This window comes from Streptomyces rubradiris (genome assembly GCF_016860525.1).
Taxonomy (GTDB): Bacteria; Actinomycetota; Actinomycetes; order Streptomycetales; family Streptomycetaceae; genus Streptomyces; species Streptomyces rubradiris.
In genome coordinates this window covers 5,476,544-5,494,111 of sequence record NZ_BNEA01000015.1, presented here as the reverse complement: position 1 = coordinate 5,494,111, position 17,568 = coordinate 5,476,544, and the positions used below count along the sequence as shown (strand labels likewise).

Annotated in this window: 13 protein-coding genes; 6 read left to right on the top strand and 7 right to left on the bottom strand. The window is 72.0% G+C overall.

Annotated elements, in window-relative coordinates; translation table 11 throughout:
• Window positions 1-82: 82 nt before the first annotated feature.
• Together ppdK and Srubr_RS37655 are read right to left on the bottom strand one after the other, a co-directional pair.
• Window positions 83-2,803, bottom strand: coding sequence for a pyruvate, phosphate dikinase (ppdK, locus tag Srubr_RS37660; protein WP_189996869.1), 2,721 nt, complete (start codon window positions 2,801-2,803; stop codon window positions 83-85).
• Between the two features lie 631 nt (window positions 2,804-3,434).
• On the bottom strand, window positions 3,435-4,664 hold the full coding sequence (locus tag Srubr_RS37655; RefSeq protein ID WP_189996870.1) for an ROK family protein: 1,230 nt from the start codon (window positions 4,662-4,664) through the stop codon (window positions 3,435-3,437).
• Between the two features lie 123 nt (window positions 4,665-4,787).
• Here Srubr_RS37655 and Srubr_RS37650 point away from each other — a divergent pair, with 123 nt between their 5' ends.
• Window positions 4,788-6,278 (top strand): MGH1-like glycoside hydrolase domain-containing protein, encoded by a 1,491-nt coding sequence (locus tag Srubr_RS37650; RefSeq protein WP_189996871.1) that lies wholly within the window; start codon window positions 4,788-4,790, stop codon window positions 6,276-6,278.
• Window positions 6,275-8,212, top strand: a complete 1,938-nt coding sequence (locus tag Srubr_RS37645; RefSeq protein WP_189996872.1) for an amylo-alpha-1,6-glucosidase — start codon at window positions 6,275-6,277, stop codon at window positions 8,210-8,212. The genes Srubr_RS37650 and Srubr_RS37645 overlap by 4 nt, the downstream gene beginning before the upstream one ends.
• 149 nt (window positions 8,213-8,361) lie before the next feature.
• Here the strand turns inward: Srubr_RS37645 and dusB are convergent, their stop codons facing one another.
• Window positions 8,362-9,498, bottom strand: coding sequence for a tRNA dihydrouridine synthase DusB (dusB, locus tag Srubr_RS37640; RefSeq protein WP_189996873.1), 1,137 nt, complete (start codon window positions 9,496-9,498; stop codon window positions 8,362-8,364).
• Between the two features lie 103 nt (window positions 9,499-9,601).
• Complete coding sequence (locus Srubr_RS37635) at window positions 9,602-10,495, bottom strand: helix-turn-helix transcriptional regulator (RefSeq protein WP_189996874.1); 894 nt, start codon at window positions 10,493-10,495, stop codon at window positions 9,602-9,604.
• On the opposite strand from Srubr_RS37635, the gene Srubr_RS37630 reads away from it, so the two are divergent.
• Complete coding sequence (locus tag Srubr_RS37630) at window positions 10,488-12,038, top strand: MFS transporter (RefSeq protein ID WP_373313556.1); 1,551 nt, start codon at window positions 10,488-10,490, stop codon at window positions 12,036-12,038. The two genes, Srubr_RS37635 and Srubr_RS37630, sit on opposite strands and share 8 nt — an antisense overlap.
• 33 nt (window positions 12,039-12,071) lie before the next feature.
• The gene (locus Srubr_RS37625) at window positions 12,072-13,526 is read left to right on the top strand and encodes an MFS transporter (RefSeq protein WP_189996876.1); all 1,455 of its coding nucleotides are present in this window, start codon (window positions 12,072-12,074) and stop codon (window positions 13,524-13,526) included.
• Between the two features lie 34 nt (window positions 13,527-13,560).
• On the opposite strand, the gene Srubr_RS37620 is transcribed toward Srubr_RS37625, so the two are convergent.
• Window positions 13,561-14,127 (bottom strand): DUF2690 domain-containing protein, encoded by a 567-nt coding sequence (locus tag Srubr_RS37620; protein WP_189996877.1) that lies wholly within the window; start codon window positions 14,125-14,127, stop codon window positions 13,561-13,563.
• A gap of 344 nt (window positions 14,128-14,471) precedes the next feature.
• Between Srubr_RS37620 and Srubr_RS37615 the strand changes: the two genes are divergently transcribed.
• Together Srubr_RS37615 and Srubr_RS37610 are read left to right on the top strand one after the other, a co-directional pair.
• Entirely contained in the window at window positions 14,472-14,879 is a 408-nt protein-coding gene (locus Srubr_RS37615) for a hypothetical protein (protein WP_189996878.1), read from the top strand.
• A gap of 93 nt (window positions 14,880-14,972) precedes the next feature.
• A complete protein-coding gene (locus tag Srubr_RS37610; protein ID WP_189996879.1) occupies window positions 14,973-16,241 on the top strand; it encodes a VanZ family protein in 1,269 nt (422 codons plus the stop codon).
• A gap of 125 nt (window positions 16,242-16,366) precedes the next feature.
• Here Srubr_RS37610 and Srubr_RS37605 read toward each other — a convergent pair whose 3' ends face one another.
• Complete coding sequence (locus tag Srubr_RS37605; protein ID WP_189996880.1) at window positions 16,367-16,882, bottom strand: GNAT family N-acetyltransferase; 516 nt, start codon at window positions 16,880-16,882, stop codon at window positions 16,367-16,369.
• Between the two features lie 81 nt (window positions 16,883-16,963).
• A complete protein-coding gene (locus tag Srubr_RS37600) occupies window positions 16,964-17,560 on the bottom strand; it encodes a TetR family transcriptional regulator (RefSeq protein WP_189996881.1) in 597 nt (198 codons plus the stop codon).
• Between the last annotated feature and the right edge of the window lie 8 nt (window positions 17,561-17,568).

Genomic DNA, 17,568 nt, shown 5'->3' with positions numbered 1-17,568 from the left:
TGCCGCCCCTTCTCTTTCGTGCGCCGGGGCCGTCGTCGATCGGTGAGGGTCGGGGACCGGCGACGGCTCCGGGGACTGGGGGTCAGCGGTGGTCGCTGCCCGCCGACTGGGTGGCCGCGCGGCCCGCTTCCAGACGGGCGACCGGGATGCGGAACGGGGAGCAGGAGACGTAGTCCAGGCCCGCCTCGTGGAAGAAGTGGACCGACTCCGGGTCGCCGCCGTGCTCGCCGCAGACGCCCAGCTTGAGGTCGGGGCGGGTGCGACGGCCGGCCTCCGCGGCCGACCTGACCAGGGAGCCGACGCCGTCCTTGTCGATCGTCTCGAACGGGCTGACGCCGAAGATCCCCTTCTCCAGGTAGGCGGTGAAGAACGAGGCCTCCACGTCGTCGCGGCTGAAGCCCCACACCGTCTGCGTCAGGTCGTTCGTGCCGAAGGAGAAGAACTCCGCCGCCTCGGCGATCTCGCCCGCCGTGAGCGCGGCGCGCGGGAGTTCGATCATCGTGCCGATGGCCAGCTTGAGCTTCGTACCCGTCGCCGCCTCGACCTCCGCGATGACCTGGTCCGCGTCCTCGCGGACGATCTCCAGCTCCTGGACCGTGCCGACGAGCGGGATCATGATCTCCGCGCGCGGGTCGCCCTTGGCGGCCTTGCGCTCGGCCGCCGCCTCCGCGATCGCGCGGACCTGCATGGTGAACAGGCCGGGGATGACCAGGCCGAGGCGTACGCCGCGCAGACCCAGCATCGGGTTCTGCTCGTGCAGCCGGTGCACCGCCTGGAGCAGCCGCAGCTCGTTCTCGTGCGGCTCCTGCCGGGACTCCGCCAGGGCCACCCGGACCGACAGTTCGGTGATGTCGGGGAGGAACTCGTGCAACGGCGGGTCCAGCAGCCGGATCGTCACCGGCAGGCCGTCCATCGCCTCGAACAGCTCCACGAAGTCCTGCTTCTGGAGCGGCAGCAGGGCCTTCAGGGACGCCTCGCGCTCGTCCTCGGTGTCGGCGAGGATGAGGCGTTCGACCAGCTCGCGGCGGTCGCCGAGGAACATGTGCTCGGTGCGGCACAGGCCGATGCCCTGGGCGCCGAAGCGGCGGGCCCGCAGCGCGTCCTCGGCGTTGTCGGCGTTGGCCCGCACCCGCAGCCGGCGCTTGCGGTCGGCGAAGGCCATCATGCGGTGCACGGCCTCCACCAGCTCGTCGGCGTCGTCGGCGCCCGGGTGCATGCGGCCCTCGAAGTACTCCACGACCGGGGACGGCACGACCGGGACCTCGCCCAGGTACACCTTGCCCGTGGAGCCGTCGATGGAGATCACGTCGCCCTCCTCGACGACGTGCCCGCCGGGGACCGTCATACGGCGCCGCTTGGTGTCGACCTCCAGCTCCTCCGCGCCGCACACGCAGGTCTTGCCCATGCCCCGGGCGACCACGGCCGCGTGGGAGGTCTTGCCGCCCCGGGAGGTGAGGATGCCCTCGGCCGCGATCATGCCGTCCAGGTCGTCGGGGTTGGTCTCCCGGCGGACCAGGATGACCTTCTCGCCCGAGCGGGACCACTTCACGGCCGTGTACGAGTCGAAGACCGCCTTGCCGACCGCCGCGCCCGGCGAGGCCGCGATGCCCCGGGCCACCTGCTCGACCTTCGCGTCCTCGTCGAAGCGCGGGAACATCAGCTGGGCCAGCTGGGCGCCGGTGACGCGCTGGAGCGCCTCCGTCTCGTCGATCAGACCCTGGTCCACCAGCTGCGTGGCGATCCGGAAGGCCGCGCCCGCCGTGCGCTTGCCGACGCGGGTCTGGAGCATCCACAGCCGGCCGCGCTCGATGGTGAACTCGATGTCGCAGAGATCCTTGTAGTGGTTCTCCAGGGTCTCCATGATCTTCATGAGCTGGTCGTACGACTTCTTGTCGATCCGCTCCAGCTCGGCCAGCGGGACGGTGTTGCGGATGCCCGCGACCACGTCCTCGCCCTGGGCGTTCTGGAGGTAGTCGCCGTAGACGCCCTGGTGGCCGGAGGCGGGGTCGCGGGTGAAGGCGACGCCCGTGCCGGAGTCGGGACCGAGGTTGCCGAAGACCATCGAGCAGACGTTGACGGCGGTGCCCAGGTCGTGCGGGATGCGCTCCTGACGGCGGTAGAGCCGCGCGCGGTCGCCGTTCCAGGAGTCGAAGACCGCCTTGATGGCGAGGTCCATCTGCTCGCGCGGGTCCTGCGGGAAGTCCCGGCCGGCCTCCTTCTTGACGATCTTCTTGAAGGTGGTGACCAGCTTCTTCAGGTCGGCGGCCTCCAGGTCGGTGTCGACCGTGACCTTCTTGGCGGCCTTGGCCTTGTCCAGGGCCTCCTCGAAGAGGTCGCCGTCGACGCCGAGGACGGTCTTGCCGAACATCTGGATGAGGCGGCGGTAGGAGTCCCAGGCGAACCGCTCGTCACCGGCCTGGGCGGCCAGGCCCTGCACGGAGGCGTCCGACAGGCCGATGTTCAGGACGGTGTCCATCATGCCGGGCATGGAGAACTTGGCGCCGGAGCGGACCGAGACCAGCAGCGGGTTGTCCGCCTGGCCCAGCTTCTTGCCCATCTTGCGTTCCAGGGCGTCGAGGTGCGCACTCACCTCGTCACGCAGTGCCGCCGGTTCCTCGCCACTTTCGAGGTAGACCTTGCAGGCTTCCGTGGTGATGGTGAAGCCGGGAGGGACCGGCAGACCGAGGTTGGTCATCTCGGCGAGATTGGCACCCTTGCCGCCGAGGAGGTCCTTGAGGTCCTTGTTGCCCTCGATGAAGTCGTAAACGAACTTCGGCGCGTGGGGTTCTTTGTTTTCCGACACGGGTCTCGACTCCTTGAGGCCACGGTGGCTGCCCTGACGGCGAGGAACATACCCAGATCGAAGGTGGTTGGGTACGTCTACTTGCCCGTCATGCGCCTGTAACCACCCGTCCGCCAGCGGATCGAAAGTCAAAGCTTGGCAAGCCTGACGGAGATCATGTTTTCACTTCTTAAACGCACCACTGCCCACAGGTGCGGTTTGCCGCTCACATGAGCGCCCATCGGTACGACTGATTTCGATCGCTGAACGATCGAGGGGTGGCACCCAGTGCCACCCCTTGGAGAAGTGCAGTCGCCCATGGTCCGCTCATCTGAGCGCTACCCCTATCAAGGGTGGCGAGAATCACGCTGCCACAGGCCGCCGGATTCCACCATGCGGACGACGCCTCGGACACCAGTCGGAAGCGGAAACACGGCCGTCACACCCGCCCTCGCCACCCGCCGTCGCCCCCGCCCGGAACCGCGCCGGCGCCGACCGGCCGGGGGCCGGGGCGTCGGGTGCCGGGGCGTCGCGGATGGTGTGACCGGGACGGGTTTTGGACCGGTCGTACCGGAGAAGGTGCCAGGCGGAGGGGACCAGAGACGGTTCCGGACCCCGACCCCGGTCACGCCACCCCCGCGGACCCTCCCCGTCACACCCCCATCGCCGCGAGCCGCTCCTCCACCCGCTCCGGTGCGTACAGGTGCTCCACCACCAGCGCCCCGGCGCCGACCAGCCCCGCCCGGTCGCCGAGCCGGGAGGTGACCACGTCCAGGTGGGCCGTGGAGCGGGGCAGCGCCCGCTGGTAGAGCAGCTCGCGCACGCCGGTCAGGAACGGCGTCCCGGCCAGGTCGCCCGCGATCATCAGCACGCCCGGGTTGAGCAGGGTCACCACCGTCGCCAGCACGTCCCCGACCCGGCGCCCGGCCTCCCGCGCCAGCGCGGCGGCCTCCGGGTGCCCGGCCGCCAACAGGTCCCGCACATCGGAGCCGGAGGTGGCCGGCACCCCGGACGCGGCCAGCCGCCGGGCCACCGCGCCCCCGCTGGCGACCGCCGCCAGGCAGCCCTGCGAACCGCACCGGCACAGCGCGTCGGCGCCGACCCGGATGTGCCCGATGTCGCCCGCGCCGCCGTCCGCGCCCCGGTAGATCGAGCCGTCCACCACCACCCCGGCGCCGATACCGGTGGACACCTTGACCAGCACGAAGGCCGTGCAGTCGGGATATCCGGTGCGCTGCTCGCCGTAGGCCATGAGGTTGGCGTCGTTGTCGACCAGCACGGGTATCGCGGGCGCCCCCGTGCGCTCGGTGAAGGCGCGCGCCATCCGGCCGCGGATGTCGTAGCCGTCCCAGCCCGGCATGATCGGCGGCTGCACCACCCGGCCGGTCTCGCTGTCCACCGGGCCCGGCACCGCGAGCCCGATCCCGCACACCTCCTCGGCCCGGTGCCCGGCCTTGGTCAGCAACTCCTCGAACCAGCCGCCCAGTTCGCCGAGGACCGCCTCCGGCCCCTCCTCCACCACCAGCGTGCCGGCCTGCTCGGCGAGGAGCTCGCCGGTCAGCGAGAGCACGGCCGCGCGGGCGTGCCGGGTGTCCAGGTCGGCGGCCAGGACCACCGCGTGGGAGTCGTCGAACTCCAGGGTGATGGAAGGGCGTCCGCCGAGCGGCGAGTCGACCGGGCCGCCGGCGCCCTCGCGCAGCCAGCCCGCCCGGAACAGCCGGTCCAGGCGCTGGCCGACGGTGGCCCGGGACAGTCCGGTCGCCTGCTGGAGCGCCCCGCGCGTCACGGCCCGGCCGTTGCGCACGAGCGCGAGCAGATCGCCGGCTCCCGCCTGGCCTCCGCTCCTGCCGCTCCTGCCGGGCCTTCCCGGACGTCCGGTCATGCGCACCCCCTTGTGTTTCTCCAGCTTGCCTTACATATTGAGTTTTGCGTGTTAAATAGACGTAACCCTACGGTGGCCGCAGCCGAACCGCTCGTGCGGCCGGACGTCTTCGGGGAGCCCCGAGTGGATCGCACCGCCCAGCTCAGTACCCGTCCCCTCCCGTACGAGATCGCATACGATCCACCGACCGCACCGCCGTCCCCGCACGTCAGGGCCGCCCGGGTGCTCGCGGCGAACTGGACCGGCGCCTCCACGGTCCCGTCCAGGAAGCTGTACCCGCACCAGTGGTCCTGGGACTCCGCGTTCATCGCGATCGGGCTGCGGCACGTCTCCCCGGCCCGGGCCCAGACGGAGCTGGAGACGCTGCTGGCCGCGCAGTGGGCCGACGGGCGCGTCCCGCACATCGTCTTCAACCCCTCCGTCCCGCTCGACGCCTACTTCCCGAGCCCCGACTTCTGGCGCTCCTCCACCGCCGGGCACGCCGCGGGCGCCCCGCGCACCGTACAGACCTCCGGCATCGTGCAGCCACCGGTGCACGCGCTGGCCGCCTGGCTGGTGCACCGCGCCGACCCCGCCCTGTCCCGCTCCCGCGGCTTCCTGGCCCGGGTCTACCCGAGGCTCGCCGCCTGGCACCGGTATCTGCTGCACCGGCGCGACCTCGGCGGCGCCGGGCTGGTGTCCGTGGTGCACCCGTGGGAGCAGGGCATGGACAACAGCCCCTGCTGGGACGCTCCGCTGGCCCGGGTCACCCCGGCCCCGGCCCGCTCCTTTCGCCGCGCCGACCTCGACCACGGCGCGGCGGAGGACCGGCCGACCGACCTGGACTACGGCCGGTACGTGCGGCTGGCCGCCGACTACCGGGACCGTGGATACCGGGACGGGCCGGGCGGGGAACACGGCGCCGGAGACGGGGAGTTCGCCGTGGAGGACCCGGCGTTCAACGCCCTGCTGATCGCCTCCGAGCACGCCCTCGCGCGGATCGCCGAGGAACTGGGCGCCACCGGTGCCGCCCGCAGGGAGCGCGCCGAGCGGCTGACGGCGGCCCTGGTGGAGCGGCTGTGGGAGCCGGCCGCCGGGATGTTCCTGTGCCGGGACCTGCGCGGCGGCGGCCTGCGGCCCGAACGCTCGGTCTCCGGGCTGGTCCCGCTGCTCCTGCCCGGCCTGCCCCGCGCGCTCGCCGCCGCGCTGGTGGACACGCTGCGCGGACCGCACTTCTCGCTCGGCGACCGCACCCGGCTGGCGCCGAGCTACGACCTGCTCGGAGAGTCCTTCGACCCGCACCGCTACTGGCGTGGCCCGGCCTGGTTCAACACCAACTGGCTGCTGGAGCGCGGACTGCGGGCGCACGGCGAGACGGCCGCGGCCGACGCCCTGCGCGCGGCGTTCCTGCACCTGGCCGACGCCACCGGCTACGCCGAGTACGTCGACCCGTACACCGGTGAGCCCTGCGGGGCCACCGGCTTCAGCTGGACGGCGGCGCTCGCGCTGGACCTGTACCACCGCGAGCCCGCATCACATGGACGTCAAAGGCCGGACAAGAGCCCGTCAAGGGGCGTGTCCGCGCCCGGCACCGGCACGTTCGACAGGAGTGACCAAGGAGGGGACCGGGGATGACGGACCGGCATCATCTGCTCGTGCACGGCGCCACCTTCGCCGCCGTGGGCGACCGCGGCGACATCGGCGGAGTACGCGGCGGCGGCCTTCCGGACGGGTTGTTCGTCCGGGACGCCCGGCACCTCAGCCGCTGGCAGCTCACCGTCGACGGAGCGGTGCCCGAGGTGCTCAGCCCGGTGACGGACGGGGAGGAGGCGCGCTGCGTACTGGTCCCGCGCGGCGGCCGGCAGGAGCCGCCGGCCTGCACCGTCTTCCGCGAACAGGCCGTCGGGGACAGCTCGTTCGTGGAATCGCTGAAGATCACCAGCAACCGCCCGGTACCCACCACCGTACGGCTCGCGCTCACCGTCGACGCCGACTTCACCGACCAGTTCGAACTCCGCTCCGACCACCGCACCTACGTCAAGACCGGTGCGGTACGCTCCCGCCAACTCCTCCCCGACGGCATCGAGTTCGCCTACCGCCGGGCCGACTGGCGGTCCCGCACGGCGATCACCGCCGACCCCGCCCCGGACGCCGTGGAGGAGACCGGCACCGGCGCCCGCCGCCTGGTGTGGTCCCTCGACGTCGCACCGCACGGCACGACCGAGCTGCTGCTGCGGGTGATCGCCCGCCCGCACGGCGAGAAGCGCGCGCTGCGCGTGCCCCGCGACCCGGCCGCCGTACACCGCCAGCAACGCGCGCGGGAGGAGCGGTTCGCCGAGGGGGTGGCCTTCCCCACCGGTTGGCCGGAGCTGGCCGCGGCCTGTGTCCGGGGCCTCGCCGACCTCGCCGCGCTCCAGGTGCCGGCCGGCGGACCGGACGGCGAGGACCTGCGCGTCCCGGCGGCCGGCGCGCCCTGGTTCCTCACCCTGCTGGGCCGGGACGCGCTGATCACCTCCCTGTTCACCCTGCCCTACCGCCCCGGGCCGGCCGTCCACACCCTGCTCGCCCTGGCCGCCACCCAGGCGACCGGCACCGGTGACGCCCCGGTCGCCCAGCCCGGCAAGATCGTGCACGAGGTGCGGCACGGGGAGCTGGCCCACTTCGGGCAGGTGCCGTTCGGCCGCTACTACGGCTCGGTGGACGCCACCCCGCTGTTCCTGGTGCTGCTCGGCGCGTATGTCGAGCAGACCGGTGACACGGCCCTGGCCCACCGGCTGGAGCCGCACGCCCGGGCCGCCATCGGCTGGATGCTCGACCACGGCGGGCTGACCTCCCGCGGCTACCTCGTCTACCGCGCCGACGAGGGCGGCCTCGCCAACCAGAACTGGAAGGACTCCCCCGGCGCGATCTGCTGCGCCGACGGCACCCGGCCCACCGGCGCGGTGATGGCGGCGGGCGCGCAGGGCTACGCGTACGACGCGTTGCGCCGTACGGCGTCGGTGGCGCGCGGGGTGTGGGGCGACGAGACGTACGCGGCGCTGCTGGAGCAGGCGGCGGCCGATCTGCGGGACCGGTTCCAGCGGGACTTCTGGATGCGGGAGCGGTCGTTCCCGGCGCTCGCGCTGGACGGCCAGGGCCGGCAGATAGACGCGCTCGCCTCCGACGCCGGGCACCTGCTGTGGTCCGGGCTGCTGGACAAGGAGTACGGCGAGGTGGTGGGCCGGCGGCTGCTGGAGCCGGACTTCTTCTCCGGCTGGGGCGTGCGCACGGTGGCCTCCGGGCAGCCGGCCTACCACCCGCTGTCCTACCACCGCGGCTCGGTCTGGCCGCACGACAACGCCCTGATCGCGCTGGGCCTCGCCCGCTACGGACTGCACGACGAGGCCCGTACGGTGGCGCACGCGCTGCTGGACGCGGCGGCGGTGACCGGGTACCGGCTGCCGGAGGTGTGGGCCGGGTACGGGCGGGACACGCACGGTGAGCCGGTGCCGTATCCGCACGCGTGCGGCCTGGAGGCCCGCTCGGCGGCGGCACCGCTGGCCCTGCTGACGGCGGTGGGGGGCGTCTGACCGCTCCTCGCAGGGGTCGGGGTCCGGGGCGGAGCCCCAGGCGGGGTCCGGGGCGGAGCCCCAGGCGGGGTCCGGGGCGGAGCCCCAGGCGGGGTCCGGGGCGGAGCCCCGGGGACGGTCGGCCCGGGCAACGGTCAGCCCGACGCCGGTCAGCCGCCGGAGGTGTCCAGCTCCGCTTCCTCCCCGACACCCGAGCAGTCGTACGGGTCCTTCAGCCACCCGTCCGGCAGCACCACCCTGTTGTTGCCGGAGGTCCGGCCCCGCGGCCCCTCCGCCCCGGCCGGCCACGCCTGGTCCAGGTCCAGCTCGTCCAGCCCGGCCCGCAGCTCCTGAAGGGACGAGGTGACCGCGAGCCGCTTGCGCATCTCGGAGCCGACCGCGAACCCCTTCAGGTACCAGGCGACGTGCTTGCGGAAGTCGACCACGCCCTTGGACTCGTCACCACTCCACTCCCCGAGCAGCGTGGCGTGCCGCACCATCACGTCGGCGACCTCCCGCAGCGTCGGCCGGACGAAATCCTCCGTACGCCCCTCGAACCCGGCCACCAGGTCCGCGAACAGCCACGGCCGGCCCAGGCACCCCCGGCCGACCACGACCCCGTCGCAGCCGGTCTCCCGCACCATCCGCAGCGCGTCCTCGGCCGACCAGATGTCGCCGTTGCCGAGCACCGGGATCTCCGGCACGTGCTCCTTCAGCCGGGCGATGGCGTCCCAGTCGGCGGTGCCGCCGTAGTGCTGGGCGGTGGTACGGCCGTGCAGCGCGATGGCGGTCACCCCCTCCTCGACGGCGATCCGGCCGGCGTCGAGGTAGGTGATGTGGTCGTCGTCGATGCCCTTGCGCATCTTCATGGTCACCGGCAGGTCCCCGGCGCCGGAGACCGCCTCGCGCAGGATGGCCCGCAGCAGGTTCCGCTTGTACGGCAGCGCGGAGCCGCCGCCCTTGCGCGTCACCTTCGGCACCGGGCAACCGAAGTTCAGGTCGATGTGGTCGGCGAGGTCCTCCTCCACGATCATGCGGACGGCCTTGCCGACGGTCGCGGGGTCGACGCCGTACAGCTGGATCGAGCGCGGCCGCTCGCTCGCGTCGAACCTGATCAGCTGCATGGTCTTCTCGTTGCGCTCGACCAGCGCCCGGGTGGTGATCATCTCGCTGACGAAGAGTCCCTTGCCGCCCGAGAACTCCCGGCACAGGGTACGGAAGGGCGCGTTGGTGATCCCCGCCATGGGTGCGAGCACGACGGGCGGCGTCACGGTGTGCGGTCCGATGGAGAGCGGGGGGTGGGTCATCGTCAGGACTCCGGGACGGATCTACGGCGACAGGGGCGAGGCTCCATTGTCCCTCACCCGGCAGGACGCCCGTGTCCCTCACCCGGCAGGACGCTCGTTTCCCTTACCCGGCAGGGCGCTCGTCGGGCAGTTCCGCGAGCCGCTCCAGCCGCTCCTCGCTCTCCTCGTCGGCGGGCAGGTAGGCGACCACCCGGTGGGCCGGGGACTGCGGGGCCAGCCACATGTTCCGGTGCTCCAGCCGGATCAGCCCGACCCGGGGGTGCCGGTACCGCTTGACGTGCGGTGACATCGGCGCGACCTCGTGCCGTTCCCACAGCTCGCGGAACTCGCCGGAGACCTGGAGCAGCCGGTTCAGCTGCTGCTTCCAGGCGGGCTCGGCCACGTGCTCGGCCATGCCCGCGCGGTACTTGGCGATCAGGTCGCGCAGCATCTCGTCCCGGTCCAGGAAGTCCCGCTTCCAGCGTGCGCTGGTGGTCAGCAGCCACAGGCAGTTCCGGTCGGCCGGGGGCAGCTCGGCGGGGTCGCCGAAGAGCTGGGCGTAGGGGCGGTTGGCGGCGAGGACGTCGTAGCGGGCGTTCTGCAGGGAGGCCGGGTAGGGGGCGAGCCGTTCGACGACCTTCAGGGCGGTCTTGGCGGCGACCGGGTACTCCGGCCCGGAGCGCGGGTCGTGGGTCCCGGCCAGGGCGAACAGGTGGGCGCGCTCGGTGGGGTCCATCAGCAGGGCGCGGGCGACGGCGTCCAGCACCTGCGCGGAGACGTGGGCGGCGCGGCCCTGCTCGATCCACGTGTACCAGGTGACGCCGACCGCGGAGAGCTGGGCGACCTCCTCGCGGCGCAGACCGGGGGTGCGGCGGCGGGGGCCGCGGGGCAGGCCCACCTGCTCGGGGGTGATCCGCTCGCGCCGGCTGCGCAGGAAGGCGGCCAGTTCCCTGCGCCGTATCTCCGTGTTCTGCTCGGGCACTGTCCCCGCGTTCCGCTCGGGCACTGCGATGGTCATGGCACCCAGGGTGCCGTCCGGCCGTAACCCCGTGCCAGTTGGTGCTGATACCTGGACAACGGCCGCCTGGTACCCGGCTGCGGGCTGCCCCAGAGTCGGGGGCGTGACCACGACGACATCCTCTGCGACCGCCGCCCCGCCGCGGGCGGCCCTGACCCCGCTCGGCCTGTTCACCCTGCTGCTCGGCGCCGCCCTGCCGATGATCGACTTCTTCATCGTGAACGTGGCGCTGCCGACGATCGAGCACGATCTCGACGCGCCCCCGGCGACCCTGGAGATGGTGGTCGCCGGGTACGCGGTGGCGTACGCCGTGCTGCTGGTGCTGGGCGGCCGGCTCGGGGACACCTTCGGCCGGCGGCGGCTGTTCCTGTGGGGGGTGACCGGTTTCGGGCTGACCTCGCTGGCCTGCGGGCTGGCGCCGGGCGCGTGGTGGCTGGTGGCCGCGCGGGTGGCCCAGGGCGCCGCGTCGGCGCTGCTGCTGCCGCAGGTGCTGGCCACCATCCACGCCACGACGTCCGGCGAGCGCCGGGCCCGCGCGGTCGCCCTGTACGGCTCGGTGGGCGGGGTGTCCATCGTGCTCGGGCAGGTGCTGGGCGGGGTGCTGGTCGCCGCCGACCTGGCGGGCAGCGGCTGGCGGGCGGTGTTCCTGGTGAACGTTCCGGTGGCGGTGGCCGGGCTCGGCTGTGCGCTGCGGTCGGTGCCGGACAGCCGGTCGGAACGCCCGGCGCGGGCGGACCTGGCCGGTACGGCGCTGCTGGCGGCGGCGCTGTGCGCGCTGCTGCTGCCGCTGACCGAGGGCCGGGCGGCGGGCTGGCCGCTGTGGTCGGTGCTGCTGCTGGGCGCGGCGCCACTGTGCGCCTGGGCCTTCCACCGGGTGGAGCGGCGGGCGGAGCGCACCGCCGGGAGCCCGCTGCTGCCGCCGTCGCTGCTGGCGTCCGCCGAGGTGCGCCGGGGGCTGCTGCTGGGGCTGCCGGTGTTCGTGGGCTTCGCGGGCTGGATGTTCGTGACGGCGGTCACCCTGCAACAGGGCCTCGGGTACGGGGCGTTGCGGGCGGGGCTGGCGCTGGTGCCGATGGGGGTGGCGCAGTTCGCCGCGTCGATGCTGGCGCCGCGCGCGGTGGCGCGGTTCGGCGGGCGGGCGGTGGCGCTGGCGGCGGTGGCGCACATCGCGGGCCTGGCGACGATGGCCGCGACCGCGCTGCTGGGCCCGTGGCCGCACCTGAGCCCGCTGGCGCTGGCGCCGGGCCTGGCGCTGTGCGGGATCGGCCAGGGTCTGCAGCTGCCGCTGTACTTCCGGTTCCTGCTGGCGGCGATCCCGGACCGGCTGGCCGGGACGGGCAGCGGGCTCGCGGCCACGCTCCAGCAGTCGTGCCTGGCGGTCGGGGTGGCGTCGCTCGGCTCGCTGTTCCTGTCGCTGGTCCCGGGGGCCGGGATGCGAGGGGCGCTGGCGGTGGTGCTGGCGGTGCAGGCGGCCGGGCTGCTGGGGCTGATGGGGCTCGGCCTCCGGCTGCCCGGCAAAGACCGTGCAAAATTCATTAGTTAGACGCACTATCGAAATCGGCGTACGATGGCACGCATGCCCGAGTTGAGCCGTCACCGCCGCATGCTCGTGCTCGCGATCTGCTGTACGAGCCTGCTGATCGTGAGCCTGGACACCACCGCGCTGAACGTGGCACTGCCCGCGATGCAGCGCGATCTGGGCGCCACCACCTCCGGTCTGCAGTGGACCATCGACGCCTACACGCTCGTACTGGCCTCGCTGCTCATGCTCGCCGGCTCCACCGCCGACCGGATCGGCCGCAAGCGCGTGTTCATGACGGGCCTGGCCCTGTTCACCGCGGGGTCGGTGCTCTGCTCCCTCGCCCCGGACCTGGAGCTGCTCGTCGTGTTCCGCATGGTCCAGGCGGTGGGCGGCTCGATGCTCAACCCGGTCGCCATGTCGATCATCACCAACACCTTCACCGACCCCCGCGAACGCGCCCGCGCGATCGGCGTGTGGGGCGCGGTCGTCGGCATCGCCATGGCGGCGGGCCCGCTGGTCGGCGGGCTGCTGGTGCAGTCGGTGAGCTGGCGCGCCATCTTCTGGCTCAACCTCCCGGTCGGCCTCGCGGCCCTGCTGCTCACCCTGCGCTACGTCCCCGAGTCCCGCGCGCCCCGGGCCCGCCGCCCCGACCCGGTCGGCCAGTTGCTGGTGATCGCCCTGTTCGGCGCGCTGACGTACGCGATCATCGAGGCACCGGAATCCGGCGCCGGGCCCGTGCTCCCCTTCGCCGCGATCGCCGTGGCCGCCCTCGTGGCCCTCCTCTGGTACGAGCCCCGGCGCGCCGAACCCCTCATCGACCTGCGTTTCTTCCGTTCGGCCCCGTTCAGCGGCGCCACCGTGATCGCGATCGGCGCGTTCGCGTCCCTGGGCGGCTTCCTGTTCCTGTCCACGCTGTACCTGCAGAACGTGCGCGGTCTCGACGCCCTGCACGCGGGCCTGTGGATGCTGCCGATGGCCGTGCCGATGTTCCTGTGCGCCCCGTTGTCCGGCCGCCTGGTCGGCAGCCGCGGCCCGCGTCTCTCGCTGCTGGTGGCGGGTGCGGCGATGACCGCGAGCGGTGTCCTGTTCGCCGCGTTCGAGGCGGAGACGGAGAACGCCACCCTGGTGCTCGGCTACGCCCTCTTCGGGATCGGCTTCGGCTTCGTGAACGCGCCGATCACCAACACGGCGGTGTCGGGCATGCCCCGCACCCAGGCGGGGGTCGCCGCCGCCGTCGCCTCCACCAGCCGGCAACTGGGCTCGACGCTCGGCGTCGCGGTGATCGGCGCGGTCCTGGCCTCCGGCACAGGCTCGTCGCCGTACCGTCGGACGTTCGTCGCGGCGGCCCGCCCCGGCTGGTGGATCCTCGCCGGCTGCGGCCTCGCCGTCCTGGTCCTCGGCCTGCTGACCAGCGGCCGCTGGGCACGCCGGACGGCCGAGCGGACGGCGGCGGCCCTGGAGACACCGGAGATACGCCCGGCCACGGAGGCGGCGCCGGAACGGGTCTGACCCGGGCCGGGCAAAACGGGCGGGGCGAGGCCGGTCACCGCCAGGCGGTGGCCTCGGTGGCGTGGATGCAGTACCGCTCGTAGGTGCTCTTGCCACCGGGCTTCGGCACCGCGCACGCGGTGACCTGGAACTCGCCGTCGGGGACCGTCACCATATGCGTGAACTGGTCGTCGCCGTAATCGATGTCGGCCGTCCGCGTCCTGCCGCCCGTGACGCCGACCGTCACCTGGTCGCCGGGACTCCCCCGCTCGATCTTCGCCCAGACCGCCTCGCAGTCCTCGCTGTAGCGGATCTGGAGGAGCGCGGGATTGCCCGCCGTGGGCTTGAAGGTGCCCGCGTCCTCGCCGCACCCCTGGTTCTGCGGGTTCTTGCCGTCGCAGGCCGCTCCGTCACCGGGGCAGGTCGGCTCGTCGAAGAGCGACTTCAGCACATGATCCCCGAGCGGAGTCATCACGGCACCGGCCCCCGCCCCGACGACGGCGACCGCGTACGCGAGCGCCGCCGGCCCACTGAGCCACTTCTTCCACCACGGGCGCCGCGCCCGGGGGTTCGGGGGGTCGGCTGGTGCCGCGGAGTCGTCGTCGGTGTCGGCCGTCGTCATGAGAACTCACCTTGCTGTACCGGCTTTGACGGCCAGAATCGCCTCCCGCTACCGCAGACGTAAGGCGCACACGGAAGCAAGAAGGCGCGTCGGCCGGCAACGCATGCGCCCCCACACGCCCGCCTCCGCGCCGCCCGAGGGCCGTCCGAGCCAGCTCCCGTCGGCTGACAGGAAGGAAAACCGGTCAGCCTTTTCATTAATTCGTTACATCATAATTATTACGCCCCTTCACAAATGGCTTGGAATTGCCCACGGTTCACCGACCAGCACTACCGATGGACTACGCTGCTTTCCCGGCGAGACCCTGGTTCATCAGACAATGAGCCCGAACAGGGGGATTCACCATGGCGACCAGCCGCTTCCTGACCATCGCCACCTTGTCCACGGCGCTGATTTTCGGGGCCACTACGGCTGCCTCCGCCGGCACCGGCGGCACCACCAGCACCAAACTGTCCAACGGAAAGCTGAAATTCGAGGCGCGCAACGGCTCCGTCGTCAGCGGTAACTCCAGTGTCTTCTATGGTGCCACGGAATATGAAAAGAGTGGCGGCAGCAAGGTTTACGTCACTCTCATGATGGTGACGAGCGAGGCTCTCTTCAGGGACAGTCAGAAGGCCGTGTCCGCGGGGCAGAAGGTGTCGCACTCCTTCGGCGCCCAGTCCATAGCAAAGTACGCTCCGGACTGCTCGGCCACAGGCCTGATGGACGCGACCACGGGTAAGTACTACACCCCGCCGGTCACCTTCTGCTGATCCGCCCGTTCGACGAAACGGGGAAGAAGCCCTGCGCAAGGGGCCTCTTCCCCGTTCTCGTCCCCCTTCCCCGTCGAAAGGACCGCCGTTCTCGTGATCGACGCGTCCGTACAGGCCATTCCCGGACTGCTGGTCTGGTTCGTTCCGATCGCCCTCTGCTTGGCGGTGCCGACAGTTCTGATCGCGCGTGCGCGCCGGAAACCGGTCACGGTACGCGCACTCCTGGCCGTCTGTTCCGCCGGGATTCTCGCCGTGACGTTGCTGCCGACAGACGGAGGGCCGGTCGGCGACGGAGCGGTGTGCGATCTGAGTTCGCCGTTTCCTCAGCTGACCTCTTCCAGCGCGCTGCTGAACGTTGCTCTGTTCATCCCGGCCTCCTTCTTCGCCGCTCTCGTCTTCCAGCGCCCCCTGACCACCCTCGCGGTCACGGCAGTGGGAAGCGGACTCATCGAACTCATCCAGGCGGAGGGGGCCATGGGCCGCTCGTGCAGTGCGACGGACATCGTCGCCAACACGACCGGGTCGCTGATCGGAGTGGCGGCGGGAACCGTATGGTGCCGGCGGACCGGGTGGGTCACGAGAAGGGCCAAGCGTGATGCGCTCTGGGGAGCGACTCTCGCCGTTACGGGCTCCGCCGCCTTGATCGCCACCTTCCACTCCTCCGTCACTCCTTACATTCCCCTGACACAGCGACCGGGATTCGCGGCTGCCCAACGGGCCGTCGAGGGTGCGGACGCATGGATCACCGAGGCCGCCGCGTATGTCTTCGGAAAGGGGACGCAGGTCGAGCAGACCATTGTCGCGAAGCACAGTGGACTAGTGACGGCGAAAACCAATCGGGGCGAGATCACCGGATGGTGGCCCGAGAAGAAATTGGAAGAAGCCGCCTTCACGGACAACAGGGCCGAGGCCGGCCCCCTGAATCAGACCCAGGCCGAAGAGATCTCGACCCGTTTCGTCCGTCGATGGTTCCCTGCCGAGGTGCTCGGCGCCAAACGAACCGTCCATGTCAGCGGATCAGGCAAGAGCGCGGTCTACATGTTCACATACCGTCGGTACCGCAAGGGACTGATGATGCCTATGCGGCTGAACGTCACGGTGACCTCGAATGGGCGCATCATGAACTTCACCGCCCGCGCGGTGAAAGACCCCAAGCTGCCCGAAAGCACCGTTTCGAAGGACAAGGCAGCGCGGCTTGCCCGCACGTATACGGGCCGCACCGTCCATGGCGCGGTCCTTCTGGCCCAGAAGGTCAAGGGCCAGGGCTGGCGCCCCGTGTGGATGATGGGTGTCGAGAACGGTGATGTGTTCGTTGATGCCGTCACCGGCCTGCGGATCTCCCAAGGCGCCTTGGTCCGCTAACGGTTTGGATCACGAGCGCGACGATCGCCGCGTACGAGGCGACGCGGTTTCGTCCCCCAACGGTCCGGCACGGCCGGAGGGTGGCGTCAGCACCCGCCCCCCCGTGGCTCTGCGGACGTGTGTGGTCAGCCGATCGTCAGCTGCCATCGGATCTCTCCGTCGTGCCACTGATCGGTGGGGGTGAGACCGGCCGCGGTGGCGACGGCGGCGGATGCCTTGTGGTCCGGGTGGATGTGGGCGACGACCGTGTGCACCGGATGATTTCGGAGCCAGGCGACGAGACCTCGGGCGGCTTCGGTGGCGATGCCGCGCCGCTGCCAGGGGGTGCCCACCACCCAGGCGATCTCCGCGGCGGCTCCGCGGTCGTCGGCAGTGACCGTCGCTTGGACATAGCCGGTCAGGCAGGCGGCGTCGCGGAGCCGGAGGACCCAGTTGCACCAGGTTTCGCCGGGGCGGGGTGAGCCGGCCGCCAGGCGTTCGTAGCGGGCGCGCAGTTCCTGGGCGGTGTCCGGTGTGCCGCCGGTGAAGGTGTGCAGGCCGGGGTCGGACAGCGCCACGGCCATCTCCTCGGCGTGCTCCGCCTCCAGGGGGAGCAAGGCCAGCCGGTCGGTGTGGATGGTCTCGGGCACGAGGGTGATCACGCTGCCTCCTGGTCGGGACGTTCGAGGAGTATGTCCCGCCCGAAGCGTATGCCCGACCCGGCAACGAGGCGGGACGCGTTCCTACCCCGCCGCCCTCAACCCCCGCACCAGCAACCCCACCACCGCCTCGAACTCCTCCTCGATGCCCGGCGTCGTCCAGTCGCGGGCGTAGCCCGGGTCGTGGAAGCGGGCCGTCGCGTGGAAGACGGCGCGGGCCGTCGTGGCCGGGTCGGTGGCGGTGAAGTCGCCCGACTCCGTGCCCGCGGCGATGATCCGGGTGAGCTGGCCGGTGAGGTCGGCGATGTGGTCGTGGACCACGCCGCCGAGTTCGTCGACGAGCACGGTGTACGTGGCGAACAGCTCGGGATCGTCGCCCGCCTTGTGCCGCTTGGCCTCGAAGAGGGCCGCGAGCCAGTCCCGCAGCCGCCGCTCCGGGGCGAGGTCCTCGGCGGCGGCGATGACCGCGAGCCGCTCGGAGGTGCGGTCCAGCCAGCGCTTGGTCACCGCCTCGCGCAGCGCCGCCTTGGTGCGGAAGTGCCGGTAGACACTGCCATGGCTGACGCCGAGCGCGCGGGCCACGTCGACCACGGTGGCCTTGGCCGGGCCGTGGCGGCGCAGCACCTCCTCGGTGGCTTCGAGGATGCGCTCGGCGGTCAGGGTCTCGCTGGTCGGTGGCATGCCTAGAC